This window comes from Catonella sp. (genome assembly GCF_057250765.1).
This window is the reverse complement of sequence record NZ_DBHIEC010000003.1, coordinates 117,331-144,327: the sequence shown is the minus strand read 5'-3', so window position 1 is coordinate 144,327 and position 26,997 is coordinate 117,331. Positions and strand designations below refer to the sequence as shown.

The following is a 26,997-nucleotide window of genomic DNA, read 5'->3' as shown; positions in this document are numbered from 1 at the left end:
ATATGTTGGAGTGTTTATGATGAATTCACAGAATAGAATAGGAGATAATATTGTATGAGAAATAAAATGACTAAAATTATGAACAAGGCAGTTTGTATGAGTGCATTGTTTTTTGCATTTGTGAGCGCAAATACTTCTTGCGTTTTTGTATTTCATCAGTCTAAGATGCCTGAAAATGTCAAAAAACTTCGCAGGTTTTAGCTATGGAAACTTTATCCGAGAAAATCATGACAAATATCATTAAGGGTGGAGAGCCCATAGCTTTTAGCAAAGACGTATACGTGTATGGTCTGACTCAGCTTTTTAGAATTTTACTGAATTTATTTACAACGATTATAATGGGCTTATGTATGGGAATGCTTCCAGAGAGCTTAGTATTTGTTGTTTACTTGATGCTTATTAGATCATATTCAGGAGGTTATCACTCTAACAGCCCTTTAAGATGCTATTTAATATCAGTGATTGCTGTGACAATAGCACTTGGTAGTATAAAATTATCTGTATGGAATGTATATTCAAGTGTTCTGTTGATGGTAATTTCGAATACTATACTTTTACTATATGCACCAATAGGACATAGAAATAAGCCTTTGGACGATATTGAGACCTTGGTATATAAAAGAAGGTTAAGATGGATATTGATGGTTGTAGCTGTAATTAACATGATATTTATGTATTCCAATCAAATAACATTGGCATTTGCGGTAACCTCAGCAGTTATATTAAGTGCAATGATGCTTTTGGTACCCCCCCCTCCAATTTATTATAGATGTCTGATATATATAAAATTTGATAAAAGAATTTATTTTAAGCTTTAGTTTTGTAAAAAACTCCTTAGGCAGTGTGGTTATGGCTATCTCATATGGGCTTTTGCCAAACAAAGACTTCCTCACATAACTGTTTAAAAGTTCTTTTCCAAGCTTTCTTTCGAGGCTGTCAAAAAGCTCCTTAACACATTTTGCAGTATGCTCTTTAAGTTTGAATGCAAGCTGCATATGAAACTGTGTGAAGTAAAGTGTGAGCAAAACCTGAGAATCTTCTTTTTTACCTTCAACGCAGTCCATCTGTACTACAGGGACATCGTTTTCAGAAATATACTTTCTAAAATCAGAGTATAGGTGTCCGATTTTTCTAACACTTTTTAGTTTTGGTGCTGTTCTAACCTTTCTTTTTCTTCGCTTAACAGCCTGTGGAAGGTCTATTATTCCTACATCCATTTCCCCTGCCATAACAAGCCTTCTTAAAGTAGACTCGCTAATATTAAGTTCACTTACATTGCTCTTGGCTATATGGTAAAGTGACTGTCCTTTTTTTATGCGTGGCGAGACTATACTGTTTATCCTTGTTATGTCATAAAGAGTAAGGTCAAAACCATTTCGTGATTGTACAAGGGTGTCACAGTAAGCTAAATGAGCCTTTTTAGCATCGTAGAAGTGTTTTTCCAGACGGCAGTATCCTCTTTTTGTACATCCGTTGCACAGCTTTATAGAGGAACCGTTCCAGTGTTCACAGCTTTTTTTGTTATAATGTTCACAGTATTTTTTGGCAAGATGGCATGAGCGGCATTTTTATTACAGTCTTTGGAACCGCATACATGCTTAACATTGCATCCATTATAATCATTGCAGTCACAGATATTAGGTATTTTGACAAGTGAATGCTTTTGTATTTCTCTTGAAATGGTAGAAGGGGATTTCTCGAGGAAATCAGCAATACTTCTTGCAACGATATCTTTCAATGTAAATGCAACAGGGGTACCTGTCAGAGTAAGTGCAACACCATGTTGCATTTACGTTGAAGAACTACAGTCCAAAGTGCATAGGAAACTTATTCGCTTTTCAAGTTGCTTATTATCTGGATTTAGCTTATAATAATGGAAAGAAGGGGTTAGGGGGGAAGTAGTATTGAATACTGAAATAAAAAATGCAGTTAATTCTGCAGGGGATAAGGCACAGTATGATGAGAATGCCAAAAGGCTTTTAGGAAATAAGAGCATACTTGCACATATTCTTACAAGTACAGTTGAAGAATTTAGGGATATGAATCCCGCAGATGTAGAAGGGTACATTGAAGGAGAGCCTTGTATCAGTTCTGTTCCTGTAGAGCCCGGGCTTACTAATATAAAGCAGGGTTGAAAAAGACTAGCAGGACTTAATTCAGAAAGTATAGATATAAATGAAGGTACGGTAAGATTTGATATTGTGTTTTATGTGAGACTGAAAGATGGAGTATCGCAGATTATAATAAATATTGAGGCACAGAAAGATGCCCCATCAGGATATAATATCTTAAACAGGGGGATTTTCTATGCCTGCAGGTTGATATCTTCTCAGAAAGAGAGGGACTTTGTAAATACTAACTATGATGATATTAAGTGTGTTTATACCATTTGGATTTGTATGAATATGCCTGAAAACAGCTTGGATTATTATCAGTTGGCCAATAGGAAAGTTTTGGGTTCTAGAACGTGGGAAGGGAAGCAGGATATGATTAATATCGTATTAATTGGTCTTGCAAAAGATTTGACAGAACAGAAGAAAGAATATGAGCTACACCGTTTGCTTGGTGCATTGCTTTCAGGAGAGCTTAAAGGACAAGAAAAGTTGGAAATAATTGAAAAAGAGTATAATATTCCGATAAATGATGAAATTAGAAAGGATGTGGATGTTATGTGTAACTTGAGCTTAGGAATTGAAGAAAAAGCTACGGAAAAGACGATTGAAAGTGTTGTGATGAAGATGTACAGTAATAATTTCTCATTAGACCAGATTTCAATTGCCACTGATAAGAGCGTGGAAGAAATAAAAATGATAATCGAAAAAAATAATGAGATTTTGGCACAAGTTTAACCAATTTTAATTAGTAATGATTTATGAGGAAGTGGACACTATGTGTAACTTAAGTCAGGGAATAGTGGATAGGGTAACAGCAGAAGTAACAGCAAAGAATTTGATAGACTTTATTATGAAGATGCATCAAAAAGGCTATACACTTGAGCAGATATCTGAAATAGCAGAAAAAAGTGTGCCTGAAATCGAAGAAATTATAGATAAGAATTCTGTTTTAGTGTAATCTGAATCCGTGAAGTTAAATCCTAACTTTTATGAAAACGCCTACAATACTGTGGTTTATTGGCTGAAGAATTTTGGCGCATTCAAGGAGCAATATATACGAAAGGAAAAGTAATTCTATTAGATAGAAACAGAGAGTGTGCCTGTCCAATTTTAGGGACAGGCATTTTGCTACAATAAGTTTCACAAAGAGAACAATCAGAGCAGGTTTGATCCACCTTTCAATCCTTGCCTTTCCATCTCCCACCCTGTATAATAATCATAAGAATAAATCCTGTGGGGTGGGTAATGAAGAAACGAAAACTATTTTGTGAAATTTCTCCATTTACGTATGAAATTTCCTTGTGGAAAGAAAGAATCAAAAGAAGGATAAGGGATTTTAAGAATTTAACCAAATTCGCGAAAGACAAGAAGACAGAGAAGCTTCCTGTCCTACTTTACGAGCATAAGTCCTTGATGAGAAGAAGACTTGGAGGTGTAAGGCAGGATTTACAGGAAAATAAGGTGGTGAATCTTGGCTTGGCGGCACCTAAGGTTTCGGGGATATTGATTAGGCCTGGTGAGGTCTTTTCATTCTGGAGACTTGTGGGCAATTGCACTGCGAAAAAGGGCTACAAAGAGGGGATGACCATTTCTCTTGGCAAGGTTTCGGAAGGTGTTGGCGGTGGAATGTGCCAATTTACCAATCTACTGCACTGGATGGTGCTTCACACACCTCTTACTATCACTGAACACCACCATCATGATGGCTTTGACCTCTTCCCTGATTTTGGAAGGCAGGTTCCTTTTGGGACGGGAACTTCTATTTTCTACAATCATATAGACTATAGATTTAGAAATGATACAGACCAGACCTTTCAGATTCTTGTGTATACAACAAAAGAGTACCTCTGTGGAGAGATTCGCTCTGAAAAGGAATTGCCTGTGAGCTATCACGTGTATATAAAGGATGAAAAGTTTGTGCGTGAGGGAGAGGACATTTACAGGGTTGGAAAGGTTTATAGAAGGTGTAATGATAAAAAGACAGGAAGGCTTTTATCTGAGGATTTGTTGAAGGAAAATCATGCTAAGGTGATGTATGAGATTGAAGAGGAAAAGGAGGAAGGGGAAGTTTAATTAAGCCCTATATTTAGATATTAGTGTTAAAAAAATTTATTGAATAATGCTGAGAAATAGATTAGAATATAGCTATAAATCGTATTTGATTAGTAGTAAATACATAAGAACGAGGTGTTGTGTTATGGCAACTTCGAGTATTACAAGAAATTTTGTCATTACAGGAAAAGATAAAGTTGAGGCTTTTGCAAATGCTTTGGAGGAGTCTGCCAATGCTTTTGTTTCTGAAAGAAAGGTTTCAGCTAGACAATTAACAGATTCGGATGAAATTAAGGATCTTATGATGAAGGCAAAGAATAAGAAAACTAAAGGATAGGTTTTCGTATATAAATATTCGTGAGTATTTAAAGCATACTAATCAAAATCCCCTCTTATGTATGACCAAAACCTCATTTTATATTAAAAATTATCAATTTAGGAGCCTTGAAATCGCAAATTTCCGGGCTCTTCTTTTCTATACTTTTCATTCTAAATATGCTATATTGATACTTAAAAGATGACTTTTAGGAGAATTTTAACATGGATCACTTCATTTTACATAGCGAATACGCCCCTACGGGAGACCAGCCACAGGCTATTGAAGAGCTTGTAAATGGTTTCAAAGAGGGTAACCAATTCCAGACTCTGCTTGGGGTTACGGGTTCAGGTAAGACATTTACCATGGCAAATGTCATAGCCAAACTAAACCTCCCCACCCTTGTCATTTCACACAACAAAACCTTGGCAGCTCAGCTCTACGGTGAGTTCAAGGAATTCTTCCCTGAGAACGCAGTAGAATACTTTGTATCATACTACGACTATTATCAGCCTGAGGCATACGTGCCTTCATCTGACACCTACATAGAGAAGGATTCCGCCATAAATGATGAGATAGACAAGCTCCGCCACTCCGCTACAGCTGCACTATCTGAGAGAAAAGATGTTGTTGTGGTTTCAAGTGTGAGCTGTATATACGGACTCGGAGATCCTATCGACTACGAGGATATGACTCTTTCCGTGCGACCGGGGCAGATAAAGGACATGGAAGAGGTTGTAAAGAGGCTAGTAGACATCCAGTACACCAGAAATGATATGGATTTTAAGCGTGGTACCTTTAGAATCCGAGGCGATATAGTGGAAATCTTCCCTGTAGCATCCACAGATAGAGCCATCAGGCTTGAGTTTTTTGGTGATGAGATAGACAGGATATCAGAGGTTGATGTGCTTACAGGGACTGCGCTTGCAGAACTCTCCCATGTGGTAGTCTTCCCGGCTTCCCACTATGTAGTCGCCCCTGAAAAAATGAAAGAAGCCCTTGCCAAACTTGAAGATGAACTTGACCTCAGGGTAAAGTATTTCAAGAGTGAGGATAAGCTGATAGAGGCACAGCGTATCAAAGAAAGAACTAATTTTGACATAGAAATGATGAGGGAAACAGGATTTTGCTCCGGTATAGAGAACTATTCAGGCCCTCTTTCGGGAAGACCGCCGGGCAGTATGCCTTTTACCCTTATCGACTATTTTCCGGACGAATTTCTTATCATAGTGGATGAGTCACATATCACGATTCCACAGATAGGAGGAATGTATGCGGGAGACCGTTCGAGAAAGACTACACTTGTAGAATACGGTTTCAGACTACCCTCAGCCCTTGACAACAGACCTCTTAATTTTACGGAATTTGAAAATAAAATAGACCGCATGCTCTTCGTATCTGCAACTCCTTCGGAATACGAGGCAAAGCACGAGCTTCTTAGGACTGAGCAGATCATAAGGCCGACAGGACTTGTAGATCCGGAGATCAGTGTAAGACCTACAGCGGGGCAGATTGACGACTTGATAGCCGAGGTCAAGAAGGAAACTGAGAAGAAAAATAAGGTTCTTGTAACCACACTTACCAAGAAAATGGCAGAAGATCTCACCGACTATATGAGGGAGGCAGGCATCAGGGTAAGGTATCTGCACTCTGACATAGATACTCTTGAAAGGTCAGAGATTATAAGGGACATGAGGCTTGATGTCTTTGATGTACTGGTTGGTATCAATCTCTTAAGGGAGGGACTTGATATACCTGAGATTACTCTGGTAGCGATACTTGATGCAGACAAGGAGGGCTTCCTTCGTTCGGAAACTTCCCTCATCCAGACCATAGGTAGGGCAGCAAGAAATGCAGATGGCCATGTAATAATGTATGCAGATACAATCACAGGTTCTATGAACAGGGCTATAACGGAGACCGAGAGAAGACGAGCCATCCAGATGAAGTACAATGAGGAGCATGGAATCATTCCTCAGACGATAAAGAAGAAGGTTCGTGACCTTATCAGCATATCTAAGAAGGTTGAGGAAGACAGCTCCAAGATAATAAAGGATGCTGAATCTATGAGCGAGACTGAGCTTAAGGCCGTTATCAAGGAGCTTACCAAGAAGATGAATCAGGCAGCAGTTGAGCTGAACTTCGAGCTTGCGGCAAAGCTTAGAGATGAGATTATTGAGCTAAAAAAGCATTTGGTTGATTTGACTGCTATGTAAAGTGGGGAAAATGCCTAAAGTAAAGATATGAGTAAGTAACTGTTTTGAAAAAATAATCTTCCTGAGAGACCGAAGAGTGGAGAGGCAATATCATAAATCGCAAAAGATTTCGCGTTTAGGAAAAAGAAACTTGGAGTAACATATTATAAACTATGTTACCGCGATTGCGAATTGTGTATATTTAGCTTTCTCTTTCGGTCTCTTATTAATTTTAACAATAATTTCTGTAATTTATATTAAGTCTCCATTAACAATAAGGGTTAATTATTTATAGTTTTATTAAATACTCCTTGACAAAATATACAAAAAATAGTATAAAAAATAAGGATTAATCAGACAATATAGATAAAAACTATAATTAATATTATTTATAGGGAAAATCTATAAAACAATGATTGATTATACTTAATCAATTCACATTGAAGATAAGTTATATCTATGGTATTTGCTTGAGAATTCATTAATCAGCTGTTTCCGGCCAACTCAGCAAAATTAAATTTCGAATAATATTATGGATATAATCAGTCTGCTCTAAGTAATCGTTTAAGTAGCAACTTTTATTTATTTTATTCACGATGAGGAGAATCAGAGATGAAGAGAAAAGCGTTATTAGCGGGCTTTATGTCAGTTTCACTAGCATTTAGTTCGCTTGTAGTACCAGCAGGGGCAGACACAGCGTTAGAAAAGTTAACAGGAATTGAAAGAAAAGTTGTTTATGCTGCGGATGAAGCCAAAATTACCGTGGTTGGTATGGATAGTGAATCCATAAACCTTAATGGTGATGTTTTTAATGTTGAGGAGGATGAGTACCCTGATTTTGGTTTCGAATTGCCTGTAACAAGTGACGGGATTACAATTGATAAGAGTAAATTAGTTGAGAATATTGAATATACGCTTAGTATTTCTATTTTTAATGACAATTATCAGCCTGATAATTGTCGATTTGTTACTAAATCCGGCAAAAAGTCAACCAAGTTACTCTTTAAAATGGTAGATGGGAAGCTTAGAGAATATGATAGTGAAAATAATAAATTATCAGAAACCCCTTTAACTAAAATTACCGTACTTAAAGAACAAGATAAAAATGATGTCAAACTTCCAAACTTTGATGTTGTGTATGAGGATGGTAGCAAGGTTGAAGATGGTGTATTAATTAATATAATGGGAAATGGGGACGGTACTAAACTCCCTGTTAAAAATGGTAAAATTGCTTCAAATCTCACAATAAAATCTAATACATTGACATCAATAGGCTTCGCTAATGCAACTGTTAATTCAAAGTTGGCTAAGGTAAAAGAGTCAGTTTATGGTGATGAGACAACAGTAGATGTATTTGTCGATGATAGTGGTAAAGCATATATAATGCAAAGCTTATATGATTATACAAATAAGTCAACCCCATTTACCAAGATTACACTTATAAAGAAGACTGAAGCCCCTCTTTACACAGGCCCTGTGGTAGTCCCTGGTGGAATTCAGGTTGGGAATGTTGTGCAGCCAATTGAAATCATAAACAACATTACAGACGACAAGACAGCTCTCGGCGAGTCTTCAGGAGCAGCAGTAAAAGGCAAGAGAATTCCTCATGGTAAGGATGTAAAGGTTGCTGATATAGCTGTTGAATTTGAAGATGGCACCAAGGTTCCTGATGGTGTTACCTTAGACAACTTCCGCATGAAGGACATCTGGGCTGAGCCTGCACACTATAAAGTGAAAGACGGTAAGATATCAAGAATAGTACTTAAGGCAGATGAGCAGTATAAGCTTGGCTTTGATGTGACTAATGCTGACTATAATAACTATGAAGTTATTGGTGCTTATAAGAGTAAGAAGCTTCTTAGAGTATATGCACGTTATGAAGGCGGAGTGCTCCTAAAGTATGATTATGATGAGGGTATTGAAGCACCAGAGGAAGAGATTTCAAAGATTGTCATTAAGAAGACAGACGGTAAGCCTTCCAAGCTTCCTGTGTCTACTTCCTGCTTAATGAACCTTATACTGAGCGACCATGGATATCAGCCACAGGGCGTACTTCCTTTTAGGCTTGTAAGACTGGATAATAACAAATCAACACTGATATATAGCACCAATGATGGCTTACTTTCACTTAATGGAGAAGCTGGTGTATGGTATGAGATGAAACTTGATAAGAATCCTCTCTACAAGCTAAAAAATAAGACTGTATTTAGATTTGTGCTTAATAAAGAAGGAAAGTATGTGGCTTTACTTAAGGGATACAAGAACCCTGATAATCTGGAAGGAGTTGTGACAAGCTACTATGTAGACCTTATAAGACTTGACGGCAAGATTCCTGTAGGTCCTGCTCTTGACACTGATGAATGTGCTACAGGTGCGAAGTACAGCCTCAAAGACTACAAGATTATCTACAATACAAAGAGGGCGTTAGTTAAGGATATACCTGTACAGTTTAAGTCAGCAGCATTTAAGAAGCCGGTTAAGTTTGAAGTTTACAATGCTACAAAGCAGAAGGTTGAGAAGGTTGTTCTTTCAAAGAACGGCAAGCTTTCAGGACTTAAGCTAATAGTTGGAAATGACTACATCATTTCAGCCTTAGATAAAGAATACAGCATGAAGAATGCTTACGTAACTATCAGTAACGACGGTAAGAAGCTTATTACAAGCAAGGCTCCATACGGTGAATTCAAGGGATTTAAGCTTGCTAAGCGTGAGAAAGCGTTGACAGATGAAAAGCTAGCTAACAGAGTACCTTACAAGCTTCCTGTATATGTACTTGGCAATAACAAGAAGAAGGTTAACAATGTAACACTTAAGTTCATCTCTCCTAGAGAGGCATTTGAAGCTAAGGTAGTAGATGGATGGGTAGACCTTTCACTTCTTGAGGATACCAACTATGTCATGGAAGTAGTAAAGGGCAACTACGCTATAGATGCCTTCCCGCTTACAGTGAAGGATAAGTCAGAATTCGGCGCAAAGAAGTATGTATTTAACCACTTAAGCTGTGGAAGTGTCCAGGCACTTTACCTCATCAACAAGAAGCAGGCTCATAAGAATGACACTACTTTGGTAAGCTCTGACGGCACAACCAAGGTAACAGGCTTTAGATTTGGCAACGGTGAGTACGCACTTTCTTCAAGAGTGCTTAAGAATGTTAAGGTACCTGAGCTTAAAGGCAAGAAGTACCTTGTACTTGATGTTGACACAGTAAATATGTACAGAGTTGAGCTCTCACCTCTTGCATACGGCAATTTCAAGGTAACTACTACAGTTGCCGGCAAGAAGCCGGTTAAGAATGTGTACTACATTGATGGAGCTGGTAAGCTCCAGAAGGTTAAGTTCACACAGAAGGGTGACAAGCTTACATTCAATATGAACAGTATGGGAAGATACAATACTATAATTGAATACAAATAAATCTTGCAAGAAAAGTAATTAACAAAGTTTTAGCTAAAAGTCTAATGTGGAGCATCTGCATTAGACTTTTGGCGAATCATAAAGATATTGTAGTCAAAAGATGGTAATTATCGTGCAATCAAGACTTAATTAGATTCTTATGCTTTGGTACTTGAAGTAACAAATTATATTTGGCGGATGGTATATAAATGTAAATATATTTAGGGAAATGCAATGACTAGGAGTTAATATGAAATCTAACTTGAAGAAAATATCTGTAATAGCAGCGTTCATCCTTTCAGGCTCGGTCTTTGCAGCAACAGGCTGTAGTGGGCATCCTGCATACAAACTTAAAGACGGTGAGAGTTCCAAGGTGCGTATTATAGAGAAGGACGGCAAGCTCGTTAAGCTTGAAGTTAATCAGAATACGGTTACAGAGGCAGCTCTTGCAGCTGAAGATAAAGCAGGTAACTCAGGCTGTAAGATTAAAGGTCTAGGTAGGCAAAAGACAGAGGAAGCAATCAAGCCTGAAAATGAGCTTAAAAAGGGAATAGACATTAAGGGAAAGAGCAAAGAAAACAATAGAGAAGATAGTAAAGAAAATAATAAACAAGACACTAATCAAGACAACGAGAAAGACAACAAGAAAGACGGTAAAAAAGATAATAAATCGGATAATAAAAAGAAAAATAAAGATAAGAACAAAAAAAAGGATAAAAAAACCGAAAAAGGAAATGAGAACAAGTCAGGTAATAAACCTGCCAAAAAGAAAATCTGGGTCCCTGCAGTATACAAGACAGTTAAGCATCCTGCTGTAACAAAGCAGGAAATGACTGTCTACTGGGTATGCCAGTGTGGCGAAGTTTTCTATTCAGATGAAGACTGGCAGGCACACCGCCCAAAGCCTTGAAACGGCAAACATAGCTTTGCGGAGCAAAGAATAGAGACAAAAGAAGTTGTTGTAAAAAAGGCTTGGACAGAGAAGGTCTTGGTAAAAAAAGGATACTGGAAATACGAATAAAGGAAGGATTATGGGAAAGCAAATTATTAAATCACTTATGCTGGTGGCACTTGCAGGAGTCTTAGTACTTACAGCTAAGCCAGAGATGGTTGTAGCTGATACAAAGACAGATAGTATTGTAATTTCTAAGTCAAAGGTCAAAATGACCATAGGAAATGAGATTACGATAGGTACAAGTGAAAGTGATGACATTACTGTAAATGTATACACTTCTAACAAGAATAAGGAATTTAAAATTAGTACTAAGGATAGTAAAAAAGTTAAGATTAAAAAGTCAGGAAAAGTTTATAAGGTAAAAGCAATAAAGAGCGGCAAAGCAAATCTTAAGCTAACTTTATCAGCCAACAAAAAGGTTAGTAAAACTCTTAAGTTAAACATCAGAAAGAAGAGTGTTGCTGATTTTGGTGAGGTAATAAAGGTTACCGCAAAGAACTTTGATAAAGAAGTGCTTCAGGAAAAAGGGATTGTAATTGTTGATTTCACCACTAAGTGGTGTGGTTACTGTCAGTTTTTGGATCCTCTTTACAAAGAGGCAGCTAAAATCAGGCAGATATATAAGTTCACCAAGGTTGATGGTGATGAAGACCGAGAGCTTGTAAAAAAGCAAGGAATAGAAGGCTTTCCTACGTTACATCTCTATAAAAATGGTAAATTGATTAGAGAAGGTGGCTACTGGACGGATATGACGGTTTGGGATCTTCTTGACTGGATAGAACTTCGATAAAAGTTTCTAAATAGGTAAAAACAAAATTAAATATGATACAATTAGCAATAGGGTTAGAATGAAAACTATCGTATTGGCTGTGATCTAAGAAAAAGTCCTGTAGTCTGCTAAAAGTGGATTACAGGGCTTTTTTGCTGTCTATGGAATATATAAGAATTGCGCTAGAGAGTAAAGTCTAATGTGGAAAATCTGCATTAGACTTTTGGCAAATAATAGGGTATACTTTATATTGTTAAAGAAGCTTGGACAGAGAAGGTTTTGGTTAAAAAAGGATACTGGAAATATGAATAACAAATAAAGGAGAAATTATGACAAACAAAATTTTAAAATCACTTATGTTAGGAGCTCTTGCAGGCAGCTTGATATTTACTGCCAAGACAGAGCTTACACTGGCAGACACCAAGGCAGACATTAAGGCTGGCGCTAAGGCGGACAGCATTGTACTTTCAAAGTCAAAGGCTGAGCTTACAGTAGGAGATGAGATTACCATAGGAACAGGTGAAAGTAATGACATCACTGTAACTGTAACTGCTTCAAACAAGAATAAAGGCTTTAAGATCAGTACAAAGGATAGTAAAAAAGTCAAAATCAAAAAGTCAGGAAAGGTATACAAGGTTAAGGCACTAAAGAGCGGTAAAGTGAATCTTAAGTTTACCTTGTCAGCTAACAAAAAGGTCAGCAAAACACTTAAGTTAAATATCGCAAAGAAGAGTGTCGGAGCCTTTGGTAAGGTTATAACAGTCACCGGAGATAACTTTGATAAAGAAGTGCTTCAGGAAAAAGGGATAGTCATTGTAGACTTCAGTGCAAAATGGTGTGGTTACTGCGAGCTTTTAGAGCCTCTTTACAAAGAAGCAGCGAAACTTAGACCGACATATAAGTTTACACAGGTTGATGTAGATAATGATGAGGAGCTTACAATCAGTCAGGGAGTGACAGGCTATCCCAGACTTCATATCTACAAAGATGGCAAATTAGTGAGGATTGGCGGTTACTGGATGAACATGACAACAAGTGATTTGATTGACTGGATAGAGAATTAGTAAAATATGATGAAATATGTATAAGAAAACATATAAACATTCGTTCGAATTACCGTTGAAAAATTAATATCTTTCTGCTATGATAAACAAAGATTATAACCCATTATATCATACGAGGAAGAATATGCCAGCAAAGAAAAACACAGTAAATTCAAAGAATTTTATCAGGATAAGAGGGGCTAGAGAACATAACCTCAAAGGAATCTGCATAGATATACCAAGGGATAAATTTGTCGTAATGACAGGGCTTTCAGGCTCAGGCAAATCATCTCTTGCGTTTGACACCATCTATGCGGAGGGTCAAAGAAGGTATATGGAGTCCCTCTCTTCTTATGCCCGCCAGTTCTTAGGGCAGATGGAAAAACCGAAGGTAGAGAGCATAGAGGGGCTTTCTCCTGCTATCTCCATAGACCAGAAGTCAACCAATAGAAATCCACGTTCTACAGTAGGTACTGTGACTGAGATATACGATTATCTAAGGCTCCTTTATGCCAGAGCAGGAGTACCACATTGCCCTAATTGCGGGAAGGAAATACACAAGCAGACTGTAGACCAGATGGTTGATGAGATAATGAAGCTTCCTGAAGGCACCAAGCTTCAGCTTCTTGCCCCTGTAGTAAGGGGAAGGAAGGGAGAACACGTTAAGGTATTTGAAAGTGCCCTTAAGGCAGGCTATGTGAGGGTAATGGTAGACGGTGAACTTCATCAGCTTTCTGACGAGATTAAGCTTGAAAAGACTAAAAAACACAATATAGAGATAGTTGTAGACCGTCTTGTAATTAAAGAAGGTATAGAGAGGCGAATGTCAGACTCTATAGAGCAGATAATGAAGCTCTCAGAAGGGCTACTCATCGTGGAAGTTTCAGGCAAGGAGAGACTTAGTTTTTCATCTAGTTTCTCCTGCCCTGACTGTAATATCAGCCTTGAAGAGCTTGAGCCAAGAACCTTTTCATTCAACAATCCTTTCGGTGCCTGCCCGGAGTGCTTTGGACTTGGCTACAAGATGGAGTTTGATCCGGACCTTATGATACCTGACAAAAGCCTAAGCCTCGCAGAAGGCTGCATAGTGGTGCTTGGCTGGCAGTCCTCCAATCAAAAGGGAAGCTTTACCCATTCTACTCTTGAAGCTCTTTCTAAGGCATATAAATTTGACCTCAAAACTCCGTTTGAGAAGCTCTCAAAAGAAGTACAGGATGTCATCCTCCACGGAACAGGCGGTAAGGTACTTAAGGTGCATTATAAGGGGCAGCGTGGAGAAGGCGTATATGATGTGCCTTTTGAGGGACTTATAAAAAATGTGGAAAGAAGATACAGGGAGACCTTCTCAGAGTCAAGCAAGCAGGAGTATGAGAGCTTTATGCGCACCACCCCTTGTAAAGCCTGTGGAGGAAAGCGTCTGAAAGCCACAGCCCTTGCGGTTACTGTAGGAGATAAGAATATTTCCGATGTTACCGAACTTTCTATATTGGATGCCAAGAATTATTTTGAAAATGTGGAGCTTACCTCTACCCAGAGGAAAATTGGAGACCTTGTGCTTAAGGAAATAGTGGCAAGGCTTGCATTTCTTAATGATGTAGGACTTGACTACCTCACTCTTTCCCGTGCGACAGGTACTCTCTCCGGTGGGGAGGCTCAGAGAATAAGGCTTGCTACCCAGATAGGCTCAGGCCTTGTGGGAGTTGCCTACATCCTTGATGAGCCAAGTATAGGACTTCATCAAAGGGATAATGACAAGCTTCTTGCCTCACTTAAGAACCTACGCGATATAGGCAATACCCTAATAGTTGTTGAGCATGACGAAGACACGATGCTTGCCGCCGACTTCATAGTAGACATAGGTCCGGGAGCTGGAGAACACGGCGGAGAGATTATAGCTACGGGAACAGCTAAAGAGATAATGAAATGTAAAAACTCACTTACAGGAGCCTATCTCTCAGGCAGGCTTCAGGTACCGGTTCCGACTGAACGAAGGACTCCTACAGGCTTCCTTGAAGTAAAGGGCGCAAGAGAGAATAACTTAAAGAATATAGATGTGAAATTCCCGCTTGGTATAATGACTGTGGTTACGGGAGTATCCGGCTCCGGAAAGAGCAGCCTTGTCAATGAGATTCTCTACAAATCACTTGCAAAGAAGCTAAACAAGGCGAGAACCATACCGGGAAAGCATGATGCTATTATTGGAGCGGAGAATCTAGACAAGATAATAGACATAGACCAGTCGCCTATAGGAAGAACGCCCCGCTCCAATCCTGCGACCTACACAGGTGTATTTGACCTTATCCGCGACCTCTTTGCAGCCACACAGGATGCCAAGGCAAAGGGCTATAGCAAGGGAAGATTCAGCTTCAATGTAAAGGGCGGACGCTGTGAAGCCTGCTCAGGTGACGGTATAGTCAAGATAGAAATGAACTTCCTACCTGATGTATATGTGCCTTGTGAAGTCTGTGAGGGCAGACGCTACAACAGAGAAACCCTTGAAGTAAAGTACAAGGGCAAGTCCATATATGATGTGCTCAGTATGACGGTAGATGAGTCATTAGCTTTCTTTGAGCATATACCTACTATCAGGAGAAAGATAGAAACGCTTAGTGAGGTGGGGCTAGGCTACATCCGCCTTGGACAGCCATCCACCGAGCTCTCAGGAGGAGAAGCCCAGAGGATTAAGCTTGCCACTGAGCTTAGTAAAAGAAGTACTGGAAAGACTATCTATGTACTTGATGAGCCTACCACAGGACTTCATTTTGCGGATGTGCACAAGCTAATCAATATACTTAGGAAGCTCTCTGAGGGAGGCAATACCGTCATAGTAATAGAGCATAACCTTGATGTAATTAAGACTGCGGACTATATCATTGATATAGGACCTGAAGGTGGTGCAAGAGGAGGCAGGGTGATAGCTGAGGGTACTCCTGAGGAGGTTTCAGTCAATAAGAACTCATACACCGGTGAATACATTAAGAGGATGCTAAATCGGGAAACAGACTGGGTAGAAAAAAGAGGGAGAAAGTAGATGAAGTATTTTAGACAATTTGGCATAATTATGCTGATTACCTGTATAGCGGAGGGCATAAAATATTTTGTGCACCTACCCATACCTTCAAGCGTATACGGTCTCTGCCTTATGATGCTCTGCCTTATGACTAAGGTAGTTAAGCTTGGAGCAGTAGAAGATGCAGCGGTATTCCTTATAGAGATAATGCCGGTTATGTTCATTCCTGCAGGAGTTGGACTCCTTGCATCTTTTGATGAGCTAAAAGACATGTTGGTACCGGTACTTGTTATTACGCCTGTTTCTACAGTAGTAGTAATGGTGATATCAGGGAAAATAACGCAAGCACTGATTGAAAGGAAGGAACATGAACGGATTAATAGAAAATAGCACTACCTTTGGTATAGTAGTGAGCATTATCGGTTATGAAATAGGGCTGCTTTTAAGGAAAAAGTTCAAGCTTGCCATTCTTAACCCCCTTCTTATTTCAATCATCTTAGTCATAGCAGGAATACTTACTTTCCACATAGACTATGAGGACTACAATAAGAGTGCACAGTATTTAAGCTATCTGCTCACTCCTGCGACTGTAAGCCTTGCTATACCATTGTATAAGAATCTGACTATCTTAAAGGAAAATGTGGCAGCCATTATGACAGGCATTATATCAGGAATAATTTCTAACATGGTATGTGTTTTGCTCTTTGCACTTGCCTTTGGGCTGTCGCATAAGGAGTATATAACCCTCCTTCCTAAATCAATCACCACGGTTATAGGAATGGGAGTTGCAGAAGAATTTGGTGGTATAGTGGCTATTACAGTTGCTGTCATCATTATAACCGGTATACTAGGCAACATTATCGCCATCACAGTATTCAGGATTTTTAGGATATATGAACCGATTGCCAGAGGTATATCCCTCGGTGGTGCATCTCATGCCATTGGTACTGCAAAGGCTATGGAAATGGGTGAAATAGAGGGAAGTGTCAGCAGTCTTGCTATGATTGTAAGCGGTATACTGACTTTGATTGGAGTCTCTGTATTTGCCAACTTTATCAAATAAAACAAAAAACTACAAAAAGTTAACAGTTTTCTTAAGAATAAATGACATCTATTGAAAAACAAAATGTGTTATGATACTATACTTCATATAAGGTTATTAAAACCTTGCAAATATCTTAATCGGAGGAGAATGGGATTATGAAGAATAAGAAATTAGGCGTTTTACTTTTAGCAGCACTTATGATGAGCAATGTAGTTGTTCCACAGCCTGTTGCTACAGTGAAGGCAGCAGAGGCAGATGCGGCAGCAAACAGTGTAGCACCTGCGGGTACAACAACAGAGCCGGCAGAAGGAAATATCGAGACAGCAGACAAATTCGTGGGTCAGGACGATTTAAACGTGGTATTTTCTCAGAAGACACACCTTGTTCAGGGCAGCGGGGCAGTTAACAATTACTTTAAGTTTACAGTTAACGAGGACTCTTGGGTATTCTTAGGAAGCAGCCTCTCACTTAACAATCACGATGGTGTATCTGTTAAGTATGCACTTTATGCAGATGCAGCCTTTTCAAAAAAGGTTGGAACCTTTGAAGCTGGTTACTGGAAAGATACCAGTAAGCAGCAACTCACAGCTATACTTAAGAAGGGTACATACTATGTGAGCATCCTTTCAAAGCATGAAAACTATGGTGACTTTGATGGTAATATAAATGTAGTTGGAGTTGCAGTTCCTGTAACCAAGATTGTGAAGACCAGCTACAAGGTTAATAAAGATAAAAAGAGTGCAACAGTTACTTTCTCAACAGCAATGGGAGATTTCTTTAAGTATGCTCAGTACCGCTATGGTAAGGTAGGTAGAGACGGTGAGAAAAATGCTAACTACTGGGGTTACTTAAATAGTGTTGGCTGGAATAACTCTACTGATAGGAATGCCATCCAGTTAAAGTTAAATGCAGACAATACCGTTAAGTTCAAGGTTAAGAGAAACGGATACTACACAATCAGGGTTACAGATAAAACTACACCAAATAACTGGACTGATGTTAAGGAGGGTACAAGCTACTCAGCATTCTTTAAGGTTAAGGGATTAGTGGACAAGAAGGCTCCTAGCGTAAATGTAGTAAATGGAAGAACTTATAGAGGCAGTGTAAAAATTACTTTTTCCGATAAGGACTCAGGTGTTAAATCAGCTAAGTTAAACGGTAAAACCATTAAGAGTGGTCACATCGCATATTTTAGCGGAAGATATACACTTGTAGTTAAGGATTATGCCGGCAATACGACTAAGGTTAGCTTTAGAGTAAGATAATATAATAGTTTGCCCTGTTAGGGGTTCAATTTAATAAACAGGGTATAAAGCCATAAAGTTTTATATCCTGTTTAGTTTTAAACTTGTAAAAGAATTACACAAAATAAAAAGTAAAACTACTAAATTGTAAAAATAGAAAGGTAGGTAGTGAGATGGGACTTATTAAAGCTTTCACAGGAGCTGTAGGAGGAACACTAGGAGATCAGTGGAAGGAATATTTTTATTGTGATGCGCTTCCTGCTGACGTACTTGTAAGAAAGGGAAGCAAGAGAATAGGTGGAAAGTCATCTAATAAGCACGGCAGTGACAATGTGATTACAGATGGCTCAGGTATAGCAGTTGCAGATGGACAGTGTCTTGTTATAGTAAATAACGGAAAGGTATCCGAAATCTGTGCCGAGCCTGGTGAATATACCTTTAATTCGGGTGAGTCACCAAGTGTGTTCTCAGGCAGCTTTGGTGAGAGTGTAGGTGCCGTATTTAAGGATATGATAGGCAGATTTACCTATGGAGGACAGGCAGGAAGAGACCAGAGGGTTTACTATTTCAACACAAAGGAACTCACAGACAACAAATTTGGTACACCTAACCCTATTCCTTTCAGAGTGCTTGATGCCAACGTAGGTCTTGACATAGATGTATCTGTGCGCTGTTCAGGTGTATACTCATATAAGATTCAAAACCCTATTCTTTTCTATCAGAATGTATGTGGCAACGTCGCTGATGAATTTACAAGAGATGAGATAGACACCCAGCTTAAGACGGAGTTCGTATCTGCTCTCCAACCGGCCTTTGGTAAGCTTAGTGAGCAGGGAATCAGGCCAAGCGGACTTCCAAGCCATGCTATGGAGCTTGCAGACCTTATGGATGAGGTACTTTCTAAAAAGTGGAAGGAGCTTAGAGGCCTTGATATTATCTCTGTTGCCCTTAACCCAATCACACTTTCTGAAGAGGATTCTGCAGCAATCAAGAATCTTCAGCTATCAGGTGCATTTAGAAACCCTACCATGGCAGCTGCCAACCTCGCACAGGCGCAGGCAGAGGCTATGAAGACAGCTGCAGGCAATTCAAACGGAGCAATGATGGGCTTTATGGGTATGAACATGGCAAACCAGACAGGCGGAATGAATGCAAATGCCCTCTATGAGATGGGTGCAGCTCAGGCTCAGGGTGGTGCTTCACAGGCACAGGGCAGTGCTCCTCAGGCTGAGGGTATGCAGTGGTTCTGCCCTAACTGTGGCAATAAAAACAACGGTAACTTCTGTACAAACTGTGGTACCAAGCGTCCATAAATATTCGTAACACTCTATGCCACATAGAAGGGAAAGTTATAGGGACTCTGTGGCATAGTGGTGTATAGACCGTATTTTAATGAATAAGGGAGAAAATAATGGCACTAAGGGAGTATAAGTGCCCCAACTGCGGAGGCGCAATTAGATTTGATACAACCGCTCAAAAGATGGTGTGTCCATACTGCAACACCGAATTTGACATGGACACCCTACGTGGCTATGACGACATACTAAAGGGAGATACCGAGGGAACCATGAACTGGTCCGCTCCTGAGGGAAAATGGGATGAAGGAGAAAGAGACGGCCTCTCTGTATATACCTGTAATTCCTGTGGAGGTGAGATAGTCGGGGATGAAACTCTTGGAGCGACTTCCTGCCCTTATTGTGGGAACCCTGTAGTAATGACAGGTAAATGGGAAAAAGGACTCCGTCCTGACCTCGTTATTCCGTTTAAGTTAGATAAAAAGCAGGCCAAGGCGAAGTTTTCTCAGTACCTTGGTGGCAAGTTCCTTCTTCCTAAGGTATTCAAGTCTGAGAACCACATTGAAGAAATAAAGGGGCTCTATGTACCATTTTGGTTATATGACGCAGACACTGACAGCAGGCTTAGATTTAAGGCTACAAAGGTAAGAAGCTGGAGTGACAGCAGCTACTACTATACTGAGACAAGCTACTTCGCAGTAATAAGAGGCGGTAATCTTGAGTTTAAGGCGGTTCCTGCTGATGCATCCGCCAAGATGGATGATGTGCTTATGCAGTCAATCGAGCCTTTCGACCTTAAAGATGCTGTAGACTTTCAAACTGCTTATCTTGCAGGCTTCCTTGCAGATAAGTACGATGTTAGCTCTGATACACAGCTTCAGACAGTCAATTCACGTATAAGAAACTCCGTAGAAGACGCATTTAGAAATACAGTAACAGGCTATAGCTCAGTCACCAAGGAATGGTCTACTGTTAATATTGATAATAAGCTTACAAAATATGCCCTTTATCCTGTGTGGGTGTTGACCACGAGGTGGCAGGGTAAGCCTTATATCTTTGCCATGAATGGGCAGACCGGTAAATTTGTCGGTGACCTCCCCGTAGACAAGAGTCTGAGAGCAAAGCTGTTTGCAGGCATAAGTCTTGTAACGGCTATAATTCTCTTTCTTGTCCTATACTTTGTATTTTAGAGGGGAGGGAATGGATGATGATGATAAATAAACTTAGTAAAAAATCCTGCTTTATGGCATTGGCTCTTGTCTTTTTCCTCACACTTATAAGCAGTTTTAGCTTTCTATTCACCTCCGTATATGCAGAGGCTAAGGTCCCAAGGCTGGTTGATAAAGCTGACGTGCTTACGGACAGTGAGGAGAAAAGCCTGCTAGCCAAATTAAATGAAATCAGTGAAAGACAGCAGATAGTTGTTGCTATTTTGACTGTTAAAGATGAGACAACAGGGAGTGGTATCACTGCCTACGCAGATGACTATTACGATTATAATGGTCTTGGATATGGAAGTGGTGGAGATGGTTTAGTTCTGGTTATGGATTATGGCTCAAGAGCCTGGGCAATATCCACAAAGGGCAAGGCAATCAGCATATTTACAGATGCAGGACAAAAGTATATGACGGACAAGTTTCTGCCATATCTAAGTGATGGAGATTCATACAAGGGATTTGAGATTTATGCTGATCTTTGCGACCAATTTATCGAACAATACAAGACAGGAAGTGCTTATGATGTAAATAATCTTCCAAAGACCAGAAACCTAGCCCTAATAATAGGAGGCTCCATTATCCCTGCACTCCTCCTTGCATTTGTAGTCTGCTACGGTATGACTTCTCAGCTAAAGACTGTGAGAAGGCAGTATGCTGCTGACAGCTATGAATTAAGAAACAGCTTTTATGTAAATACTGCCCAAGATTTCTTCCTGTATAAGCAGCTTTCAAGAACCAGAAGAGAATCTTCAAGCTCCTCAGGAGGAGGAAGCAGTACACATACAAGTAGCTCAGGCAGTACTCATGGAGGTAGCCACGGCTCCTTCTAATAAATTGCTTATATCCGAATCATTTATACTATGGGCACAGACATCTTCTCCTGTATAGTGATGTAAGAAGGACAGCTTTTGAATTGTGAATGTGAGGTGATATTTCCACCAAAATGTAAATGGTCAGGATAATATAGTAATAAATTCACTTGCTAAATCTTATAAAAATCTCTATGATATTTATAGAGAACTATTAAATTAAAGGCCACAGAAGTTCGTCTGTGGCTTTTATTAATAAATATGATTTTAGAGGGAAGATATGGGACATATAGTTTTTGGAATACTGGCACAGGTAGACGCAGGAAAAACCACACTTTCAGAAAGTCTTCTGCTTTCAGCGGGAGTGCTTAAAAAGGCCGGAAGGGTAGATAAAAAGGATGCATTTCTAGACAACTACGAGCTTGAAAGAGAAAGGGGAATTACCATTTTCTCCAAGCAGGCTGAGTTTCAGGCCTTTGGTAAGGACTTCACCCTCCTTGATACACCGGGACACGTTGACTTCTCGGTAGAAATGGAGAGAGTACTGTCAGTACTTGATGTAGCAGTGCTTGTAATAAGTGCATCTGCAGGTGTTCAGTCTCAGGTGTCTGCCATATGGAAGTTACTTAAGCACTATGATATCCCCACTTTTATCTTTGTAAATAAAATGGACCAGCCTGATACTTCAAAAGAGAAGATACTAATAGAGCTAAAGGACAAGCTTGATTCCAATATAATAGACTATGTGGATGCGGATAGTGATAAAGAAGAATACGATAGATTTGTAGAAGAGGTTTCTCTTACTGATGAAGCTGTGCTTGAAACTTATATGGAGACAGGGGATATAGGATTTGCAGACATCCAAAATCTAATTAAAAACAGAAACTTCTTTCCTGTCTTCTTTGGTTCAGCCCTTAAAAATGAGGGGGTTGATGAATTCCTTAAAAGCTTTGCATCTCTTATTGTTCCACCTGTTTATGGCAATGAATTCTCAGCCAGGGTCTTTAAGATAGCAAGGGATGAAGCAGGCAACCGCCTCACCTATATGAAGCTTATGGGTGGAAGTCTTCAGGTCAGGGATATGATAGGGGATGAAAAAGTTACAGGGATAAGGGTGTATTCAGGTGGAAAATACGAAAACAGAGACAGGGTAGAAGCAGGAGAGGTCTGCGTAGTCACAGGGCTTAAAGAAACGAAGGCAGGAGCAGGCCTTGGATTGCTTAAAGGAAGTGAGATAGGAAGCATGCTTAAGCAGGTAATGAGCTACAAGGTAGAGCTTCCTGAAGATGAGCCTGCTCATGTTTTCCTTCCTAAAATCAGGGAAATCTCAGAAGAGATACCTGAACTATCAGTAAAGTACTCTGAGGAGAAGAAGGAAATTACTATCTCTCTTATGGGAGAAGTGCAGACAGAGGTTCTTAAGCATCTGATAAAAGAAAGATACAATGTGGATATAGGCTTTGGAGAAGGACATACTCTTTACAAGGAGACTATAGCTGAGACAGTATACGGAGTAGGACATTTTGAACCACTTAGGCACTATGCTGAGGTGGAACTTAGACTTGAGCCTGCTGAAAGAGGAAGTGGGCTTAGCTTTGCTTCCGATGTAAGCGAAGATGAGCTTAGCCTTAACTATCAGAGATTGATTCTTAGCCATCTTGAAGAAAAAGAATACAAGGGAGTGCTTACAGGTTCTCCTATTACAGATATGAAGATTACTCTTGTGGCAGGAAGGGCGCACCTTAAGCATACAGAGGGAGGAGACTTCAGGCAGGCCACCTACAGGGCAGTGAGGCAGGGACTGATGCAGGCAAGCTCAGTTCTTCTTGAACCTGTGTATGAGTTTAAGCTTGAAGTACCTGAAGATGCCATAGGCAGGGCGATGACCGATATAGGCAAGATGAATGGAAGTTTTACTTCGCCTGAGAATATATCTGGGAAGGCTGTACTTACCGGCAAGGTACCTGTATCAGAGGTTAAGAACTACGCCTTAGAACTTAGAGCCTATACAAAGGGAGAGGGAGTTCTTTCACTTACTCCATCTGACTACGAGGTCTGCCACAATGCTTGTGAAGTCATAGAAGCTATGGGATATTATCCTGAAGCAGACATTGAAAATACAGCAGATTCGGTGTTCTGTTCACATGGAGCAGGCTTTGTAGTGCCTTGGAATGAAGTTATTAACTATATGCATCTTCCTTATTTTGGAAATACAAAGGAGGAAGAGAGGGAAGAAGAGGCATTTTTAAGATATGCAAACAGACTACCAAGCCAGGTGGGAAGTGAAAGAGGAGAGGTCTTCCTTGGAACTGACGAGATAGACAGTATACTTAAGTCGGCCGTATCTTCCAACAAAAGGAAGGAAGAAGAGTCTGCAAGAAACCGCTGGAAGGGGAGAGCTAGGGCAGATGAATACCCTGAGGTTCAGACTGATACAAAGAGGGTTAGAAGCAGTATAGGTAAGGATGATTACCTATTGGTGGATGGCTACAATATCATATTTGCGTGGCAGGAGTTAAAAGAGCTTGCAGATATAAATATCGATAGTGCAAGGGATAAGCTCATAGAAAAACTTGCCAATTATCAGGGGTACAAAGGATGTAAGCTCATCCTTGTATTTGATGCTTATAAGGTAAAAGGGGGAAAGGAAAATGTCATTAAGCAGGGGGACCTCTGGATTGTATATACCAAAGAAGCTGAGACTGCTGACCGCTACATAGCTAAAACGAGCTTAGAGCTTACAGGCAAAGGTATGGTAAGGGTGGCTACCTCAGATGCACTTATTCAGATGATAATATTTGGAAGCGGTGCGGTAAGGACTTCAGCCAGAGAGCTTGAAGCTGAAGTAAAGTATGTGGAAGGACAGATTGCAGAAAAGCTGGAAAAGATGTAACAAGGGAGAAAATTATGGATTTAATGGAATACAAGTGCCCCAACTGTGGTGGTGCAATAAGGTTTGATACCGCAGCTCAAAAGATGAAGTGTCCATACTGTGACACTGAATTCGATATGGATACCTTAAAGGATTATGATAACATCTTAAATGGTGATGAGAAAGAGACCATAAACTGGTCAGCTCCTAAGGGAAGCTGGGAAGATGGAGAAAGAGACGGTCTTTCAGTTTATTCCTGTAACTCCTGCGGTGGAGAGATTGTGGGAGATGATACCCTTGGTGCAACCTCCTGTCCTTTTTGCGGCAATCCTGTAGTAATGACGGGAAAGTGGGAAAAGGGACTCCGCCCCGACCTTGTTATACCATTTAAGCTAGATAAGAAGCAGGCTAAGGATAAGTTTTATAATTTTCTTAAAGGGAAGATATTGCTTCCTAAGATATTTAAGGATGAAAACAATATAGAAGAAATAAAGGGGCTATATGTGCCTTTTTGGCTCTATGATGCGGCTACAAACAGCAGATTCAGATTCAAGTGTAAGAAGGTAAGGAGCTGGAGTGACAGCACTTATACCTACACAGAGACAAGCAATTATGCAGTCACTAGAGCGGGAGAGTATGCATTTAGGGCGGTTCCTGCAGATGCATCAGTGAAGATGGATGATACACTTATGCAGTCCATTGAGCCCTTTGATTTGCGTGAGGCTGTTGACTTTCAGACAGCATACCTTGCGGGATTTCTGGCAGATAAATATGATGTAAGCTCAGATATGCAAAAGACTGTCGTAAATGATAGAATCAGAAATTCAGTAGAGCAGGCATTTAGAAATACAGTCACCGGCTATAGCTATGTGACGACTGAGCAAAGCTCTGTAAATATAGACAACACATTAACAAGGTATGCCCTCTATCCGGTGTGGGTATTTACAACCAGATGGAAGGATAAGCCGTATATCTTTGCAATGAATGGTCAGACAGGCAAGTTTGTAGGCGACCTTCCTCTTGACAAGGTACTTAGGGCAAAGATATTTGTAGGTGCAACTGCCTTACTTACGCTTATATTTACCATAGCACATTTTGTAACACGCTTGTAGGAGGAAAAAAGAGTTGGGAAATATTTATGATAAAAAAGCACGTGGCTTAGTGCGTGGCAGGCTTTACCTTCTTCTCTTTCTCTTTGCTTTTATATTCTCTTTGACAGGCCTTTCTAAAATGTCCGGTATCAAGATTCTTGCGGACACGAAGTACAATGCTAAATATCCGAGACTTGTTGATAAGGCAGATGTACTAACAGATGAGGAAGAGAAAAAGCTCCTTAAAAAGCTAAATAAAATAAGCGAAGAAGAGAAGGTGGATGTAGTCGTTCTCACGGTGGAAAATGAGGCAGGAAAAGATGTTACAGCCTTTGCAGACGATTACTATGATTATAATAATTATGGCTTTGGCTATAAGGGAGACGGCATTATCCTTGTAGTTGACTATGGTACAAGAGACTGGGCTATATCTACAAAGGGCAAGGGTATATATATATTTACCGATGCAGGACAGAAGTACATATCGGATAAGTTTGTCAAGTATCTCTCAGATGGTGAGGCGTATGAAGGGTTTAAGACTTATGCCAACCTTTGTAAGAAGTTCATTGAGCAATATAGAACAGGTGCAGCCTATGATGTGGGCAATATGCCTAAGGAAAAAAGCGAAACTCCAACTGAAGACTACAGTCAGAGGAGAAAAGCTGCCAGGATGGTGGATAATGCGAAAGTGCTGTCGCCTGAGAATAAGAATAGTATAAATTCAAAGCTTGATGTGGCAAGCTCTGCCAGAAATGCAGATATATCCATACTGACGCTAAAGAACGAGGTTAATGAAAATAACATACTCTCCTACGCAGAAAAGTACTATAAGGACAATAACTTTGGCCTTGGAGCAGCTAGAGATGGGGTACTGCTTGTAATGGACTTTGGCACTAATACCTGGGCTATATACACAAATGGCAGGGCAGTAAATGCACTTCCTGATGAGGCAAAAGAGTATATGAAAAATGACTTTTTACCAGTCATCAAAGAAGGAGATATTTACAGCGGTTTTATACGTTATATTAATTTATGCGACAAAATGCTTGCCAATTATGACAGTGGTTTGACCTATGATGAGGGGCTTGTACCAAAGAAAGAAAAACTTTTAGACGTTGTAAAGGATTCAGCCCTGCCTGCCCTCTTTTTCTCACTTATTATATGTATTATCCTTACCAGACAGCTAAAGACAGTAAAGCCTGAACTGCAGGCAAATAACTATGCTAGGCAGGACAGTTTTTGTCTAACTGACGCAGAGGATCTCTTCCTGTATAAGACTCTGTCTAAGACAAGGAGAAGCAGGTCAAGCTCATCAGGTTCATCAAGGGGAGGCAGCAGCACACATAGAAGCAGCTCGGGAAGCACTCACGGAGGAAGCCATGGAAAGTTCTAATACATTCTGATATTGTGTTATTTAACAAAATACAGACAGCCTAACCTCGATAGACTGATGATAATAACTAAAATAAGGTACTGATAAAAAACGCAGTTGACATTGTAAAATAAATAGAGTATTATAGTTATCAGAGATTAAACCTATAAAATAACTAGGTGATGTAGGAATTAAACAATATAAT

The 26,997-nt window shown here is 39.8% G+C and carries 23 protein-coding genes; 22 read left to right on the top strand and 1 reads right to left on the bottom strand.

Going from position 1 to position 26,997, the window contains the following annotated elements; translation table 11 throughout:
* The first annotated feature begins 54 nt into the window (after nucleotides 1-54).
* Nucleotides 55-201, top strand: coding sequence for a cyclic lactone autoinducer peptide (locus ACO6HM_RS02640; protein ID WP_485389637.1), 147 nt, complete (start codon nucleotides 55-57; stop codon nucleotides 199-201).
* A 2-nt stretch (nucleotides 202-203) separates the two neighbouring features.
* On the top strand, nucleotides 204-818 hold the full coding sequence (locus ACO6HM_RS02635) for an accessory gene regulator ArgB-like protein (protein WP_485389636.1): 615 nt from the start codon (nucleotides 204-206) through the stop codon (nucleotides 816-818).
* Here the strand turns inward: ACO6HM_RS02635 and ACO6HM_RS02630 are convergent.
* Nucleotides 723-1,229, bottom strand: coding sequence for a hypothetical protein (locus tag ACO6HM_RS02630; RefSeq protein ID WP_485389635.1), 507 nt, complete (start codon nucleotides 1,227-1,229; stop codon nucleotides 723-725). The two genes, ACO6HM_RS02635 and ACO6HM_RS02630, sit on opposite strands and share 96 nt — an antisense overlap.
* Before the next feature lie 675 nt (nucleotides 1,230-1,904).
* Here ACO6HM_RS02630 and ACO6HM_RS02625 point away from each other — a divergent pair.
* The 20 genes from ACO6HM_RS02625 (at nucleotide 1,905) to ACO6HM_RS02530 (ending at nucleotide 26,813) form a co-directional block, all read left to right on the top strand.
* Entirely contained in the window at nucleotides 1,905-2,135 is a 231-nt protein-coding gene (locus ACO6HM_RS02625; RefSeq protein WP_485389634.1) for a hypothetical protein, read from the top strand.
* Between the two features lie 75 nt (nucleotides 2,136-2,210).
* Nucleotides 2,211-2,849, top strand: coding sequence for a hypothetical protein (locus ACO6HM_RS02620; protein ID WP_485389633.1), 639 nt, complete (start codon nucleotides 2,211-2,213; stop codon nucleotides 2,847-2,849).
* A 40-nt stretch (nucleotides 2,850-2,889) separates the two neighbouring features.
* Nucleotides 2,890-3,072 (top strand): hypothetical protein, encoded by a 183-nt coding sequence (locus tag ACO6HM_RS02615; protein ID WP_485389632.1) that lies wholly within the window; start codon nucleotides 2,890-2,892, stop codon nucleotides 3,070-3,072.
* Nucleotides 3,073-3,359: 287 nt separating this feature from the next.
* The gene (locus ACO6HM_RS02610; protein ID WP_485389631.1) at nucleotides 3,360-4,187 is read left to right on the top strand and encodes a VanW family protein; all 828 of its coding nucleotides are present in this window, start codon (nucleotides 3,360-3,362) and stop codon (nucleotides 4,185-4,187) included.
* 124 nt (nucleotides 4,188-4,311) lie between these two features.
* Nucleotides 4,312-4,503: a hypothetical protein gene (locus ACO6HM_RS02605; protein WP_485389630.1), complete on the top strand. Its 192-nt coding sequence runs from the start codon at nucleotides 4,312-4,314 to the stop codon at nucleotides 4,501-4,503.
* 203 nt (nucleotides 4,504-4,706) lie between these two features.
* Complete coding sequence (gene uvrB, locus ACO6HM_RS02600; protein WP_485389629.1) at nucleotides 4,707-6,698, top strand: excinuclease ABC subunit UvrB; 1,992 nt, start codon at nucleotides 4,707-4,709, stop codon at nucleotides 6,696-6,698.
* 591 nt (nucleotides 6,699-7,289) lie between these two features.
* Entirely contained in the window at nucleotides 7,290-10,091 is a 2,802-nt protein-coding gene (locus tag ACO6HM_RS02595) for a hypothetical protein (RefSeq protein ID WP_485389628.1), read from the top strand.
* A gap of 229 nt (nucleotides 10,092-10,320) precedes the next feature.
* Nucleotides 10,321-10,980, top strand: coding sequence for a hypothetical protein (locus ACO6HM_RS02590; RefSeq protein WP_485389627.1), 660 nt, complete (start codon nucleotides 10,321-10,323; stop codon nucleotides 10,978-10,980).
* A gap of 121 nt (nucleotides 10,981-11,101) precedes the next feature.
* Nucleotides 11,102-11,815, top strand: a complete 714-nt coding sequence (locus tag ACO6HM_RS02585) for a thioredoxin family protein (RefSeq protein WP_485389626.1) — start codon at nucleotides 11,102-11,104, stop codon at nucleotides 11,813-11,815.
* 308 nt (nucleotides 11,816-12,123) lie between these two features.
* A complete protein-coding gene (locus ACO6HM_RS02580; RefSeq protein WP_485389625.1) occupies nucleotides 12,124-12,858 on the top strand; it encodes a thioredoxin family protein in 735 nt (244 codons plus the stop codon).
* 124 nt (nucleotides 12,859-12,982) lie between these two features.
* A complete protein-coding gene (gene uvrA, locus ACO6HM_RS02575; RefSeq protein ID WP_485389624.1) occupies nucleotides 12,983-15,868 on the top strand; it encodes an excinuclease ABC subunit UvrA in 2,886 nt (961 codons plus the stop codon).
* Nucleotides 15,869-16,237 carry a CidA/LrgA family protein gene (locus tag ACO6HM_RS02570; protein ID WP_485389623.1) on the top strand — a complete coding sequence of 123 codons (369 nt, stop codon included), beginning with the start codon at nucleotides 15,869-15,871 and terminating at the stop codon, nucleotides 16,235-16,237.
* Nucleotides 16,215-16,910: an LrgB family protein gene (locus ACO6HM_RS02565; RefSeq protein ID WP_485389622.1), complete on the top strand. Its 696-nt coding sequence runs from the start codon at nucleotides 16,215-16,217 to the stop codon at nucleotides 16,908-16,910. The genes ACO6HM_RS02570 and ACO6HM_RS02565 overlap by 23 nt, the downstream gene beginning before the upstream one ends.
* Before the next feature lie 137 nt (nucleotides 16,911-17,047).
* Complete coding sequence (locus tag ACO6HM_RS02560) at nucleotides 17,048-18,157, top strand: hypothetical protein (protein ID WP_485389621.1); 1,110 nt, start codon at nucleotides 17,048-17,050, stop codon at nucleotides 18,155-18,157.
* Nucleotides 18,158-18,309: 152 nt separating this feature from the next.
* Nucleotides 18,310-19,449, top strand: coding sequence for an SPFH domain-containing protein (locus ACO6HM_RS02555; protein WP_485389620.1), 1,140 nt, complete (start codon nucleotides 18,310-18,312; stop codon nucleotides 19,447-19,449).
* 98 nt (nucleotides 19,450-19,547) lie between these two features.
* Nucleotides 19,548-20,621 carry a TFIIB-type zinc ribbon-containing protein gene (locus ACO6HM_RS02550; RefSeq protein ID WP_485389619.1) on the top strand — a complete coding sequence of 358 codons (1,074 nt, stop codon included), beginning with the start codon at nucleotides 19,548-19,550 and terminating at the stop codon, nucleotides 20,619-20,621.
* Nucleotides 20,622-20,635: 14 nt separating this feature from the next.
* Complete coding sequence (locus tag ACO6HM_RS02545) at nucleotides 20,636-21,478, top strand: TPM domain-containing protein (protein WP_485389618.1); 843 nt, start codon at nucleotides 20,636-20,638, stop codon at nucleotides 21,476-21,478.
* Between the two features lie 259 nt (nucleotides 21,479-21,737).
* Complete coding sequence (locus tag ACO6HM_RS02540; RefSeq protein WP_485389617.1) at nucleotides 21,738-24,350, top strand: NYN domain-containing protein; 2,613 nt, start codon at nucleotides 21,738-21,740, stop codon at nucleotides 24,348-24,350.
* A gap of 14 nt (nucleotides 24,351-24,364) precedes the next feature.
* Entirely contained in the window at nucleotides 24,365-25,441 is a 1,077-nt protein-coding gene (locus ACO6HM_RS02535) for a TFIIB-type zinc ribbon-containing protein (RefSeq protein WP_485389616.1), read from the top strand.
* Nucleotides 25,442-25,454: 13 nt separating this feature from the next.
* Nucleotides 25,455-26,813: a TPM domain-containing protein gene (locus ACO6HM_RS02530; protein ID WP_485389615.1), complete on the top strand. Its 1,359-nt coding sequence runs from the start codon at nucleotides 25,455-25,457 to the stop codon at nucleotides 26,811-26,813.
* Nucleotides 26,814-26,997 lie beyond the last annotated feature (184 nt).

What these genes read in the sequence shown, in the direction of transcription:
- ACO6HM_RS02640 (WP_485389637.1), top strand. Translation starts at nt 55, where the DNA reads ATGAGAAATAAAATGACTAAAATTATGAACAAGGCAGTTTGTATGAGT.
- ACO6HM_RS02635 (WP_485389636.1), top strand. Translation starts at nt 204, where the DNA reads ATGGAAACTTTATCCGAGAAAATCATGACAAATATCATTAAGGGTGGA.
- ACO6HM_RS02630 (WP_485389635.1), bottom strand. Translation starts at nt 1,229, where the DNA reads ATGGCAGGGGAAATGGATGTAGGAATAATAGACCTTCCACAGGCTGTT.
- ACO6HM_RS02615 (WP_485389632.1), top strand. Translation starts at nt 2,890, where the DNA reads ATGTGTAACTTAAGTCAGGGAATAGTGGATAGGGTAACAGCAGAAGTA.
- ACO6HM_RS02610 (WP_485389631.1), top strand. Translation starts at nt 3,360, where the DNA reads ATGAAGAAACGAAAACTATTTTGTGAAATTTCTCCATTTACGTATGAA.
- ACO6HM_RS02605 (WP_485389630.1), top strand. Translation starts at nt 4,312, where the DNA reads ATGGCAACTTCGAGTATTACAAGAAATTTTGTCATTACAGGAAAAGAT.
- uvrB (WP_485389629.1), top strand. Translation starts at nt 4,707, where the DNA reads ATGGATCACTTCATTTTACATAGCGAATACGCCCCTACGGGAGACCAG.
- ACO6HM_RS02595 (WP_485389628.1), top strand. Translation starts at nt 7,290, where the DNA reads ATGAAGAGAAAAGCGTTATTAGCGGGCTTTATGTCAGTTTCACTAGCA.
- ACO6HM_RS02590 (WP_485389627.1), top strand. Translation starts at nt 10,321, where the DNA reads ATGAAATCTAACTTGAAGAAAATATCTGTAATAGCAGCGTTCATCCTT.
- ACO6HM_RS02585 (WP_485389626.1), top strand. Translation starts at nt 11,102, where the DNA reads ATGGGAAAGCAAATTATTAAATCACTTATGCTGGTGGCACTTGCAGGA.
- ACO6HM_RS02580 (WP_485389625.1), top strand. Translation starts at nt 12,124, where the DNA reads ATGACAAACAAAATTTTAAAATCACTTATGTTAGGAGCTCTTGCAGGC.
- uvrA (WP_485389624.1), top strand. Translation starts at nt 12,983, where the DNA reads ATGCCAGCAAAGAAAAACACAGTAAATTCAAAGAATTTTATCAGGATA.
- ACO6HM_RS02570 (WP_485389623.1), top strand. Translation starts at nt 15,869, where the DNA reads ATGAAGTATTTTAGACAATTTGGCATAATTATGCTGATTACCTGTATA.
- ACO6HM_RS02565 (WP_485389622.1), top strand. Translation starts at nt 16,215, where the DNA reads ATGAACGGATTAATAGAAAATAGCACTACCTTTGGTATAGTAGTGAGC.
- ACO6HM_RS02560 (WP_485389621.1), top strand. Translation starts at nt 17,048, where the DNA reads ATGAAGAATAAGAAATTAGGCGTTTTACTTTTAGCAGCACTTATGATG.
- ACO6HM_RS02555 (WP_485389620.1), top strand. Translation starts at nt 18,310, where the DNA reads ATGGGACTTATTAAAGCTTTCACAGGAGCTGTAGGAGGAACACTAGGA.
- ACO6HM_RS02550 (WP_485389619.1), top strand. Translation starts at nt 19,548, where the DNA reads ATGGCACTAAGGGAGTATAAGTGCCCCAACTGCGGAGGCGCAATTAGA.
- ACO6HM_RS02545 (WP_485389618.1), top strand. Translation starts at nt 20,636, where the DNA reads ATGATGATGATAAATAAACTTAGTAAAAAATCCTGCTTTATGGCATTG.
- ACO6HM_RS02540 (WP_485389617.1), top strand. Translation starts at nt 21,738, where the DNA reads ATGGGACATATAGTTTTTGGAATACTGGCACAGGTAGACGCAGGAAAA.
- ACO6HM_RS02535 (WP_485389616.1), top strand. Translation starts at nt 24,365, where the DNA reads ATGGATTTAATGGAATACAAGTGCCCCAACTGTGGTGGTGCAATAAGG.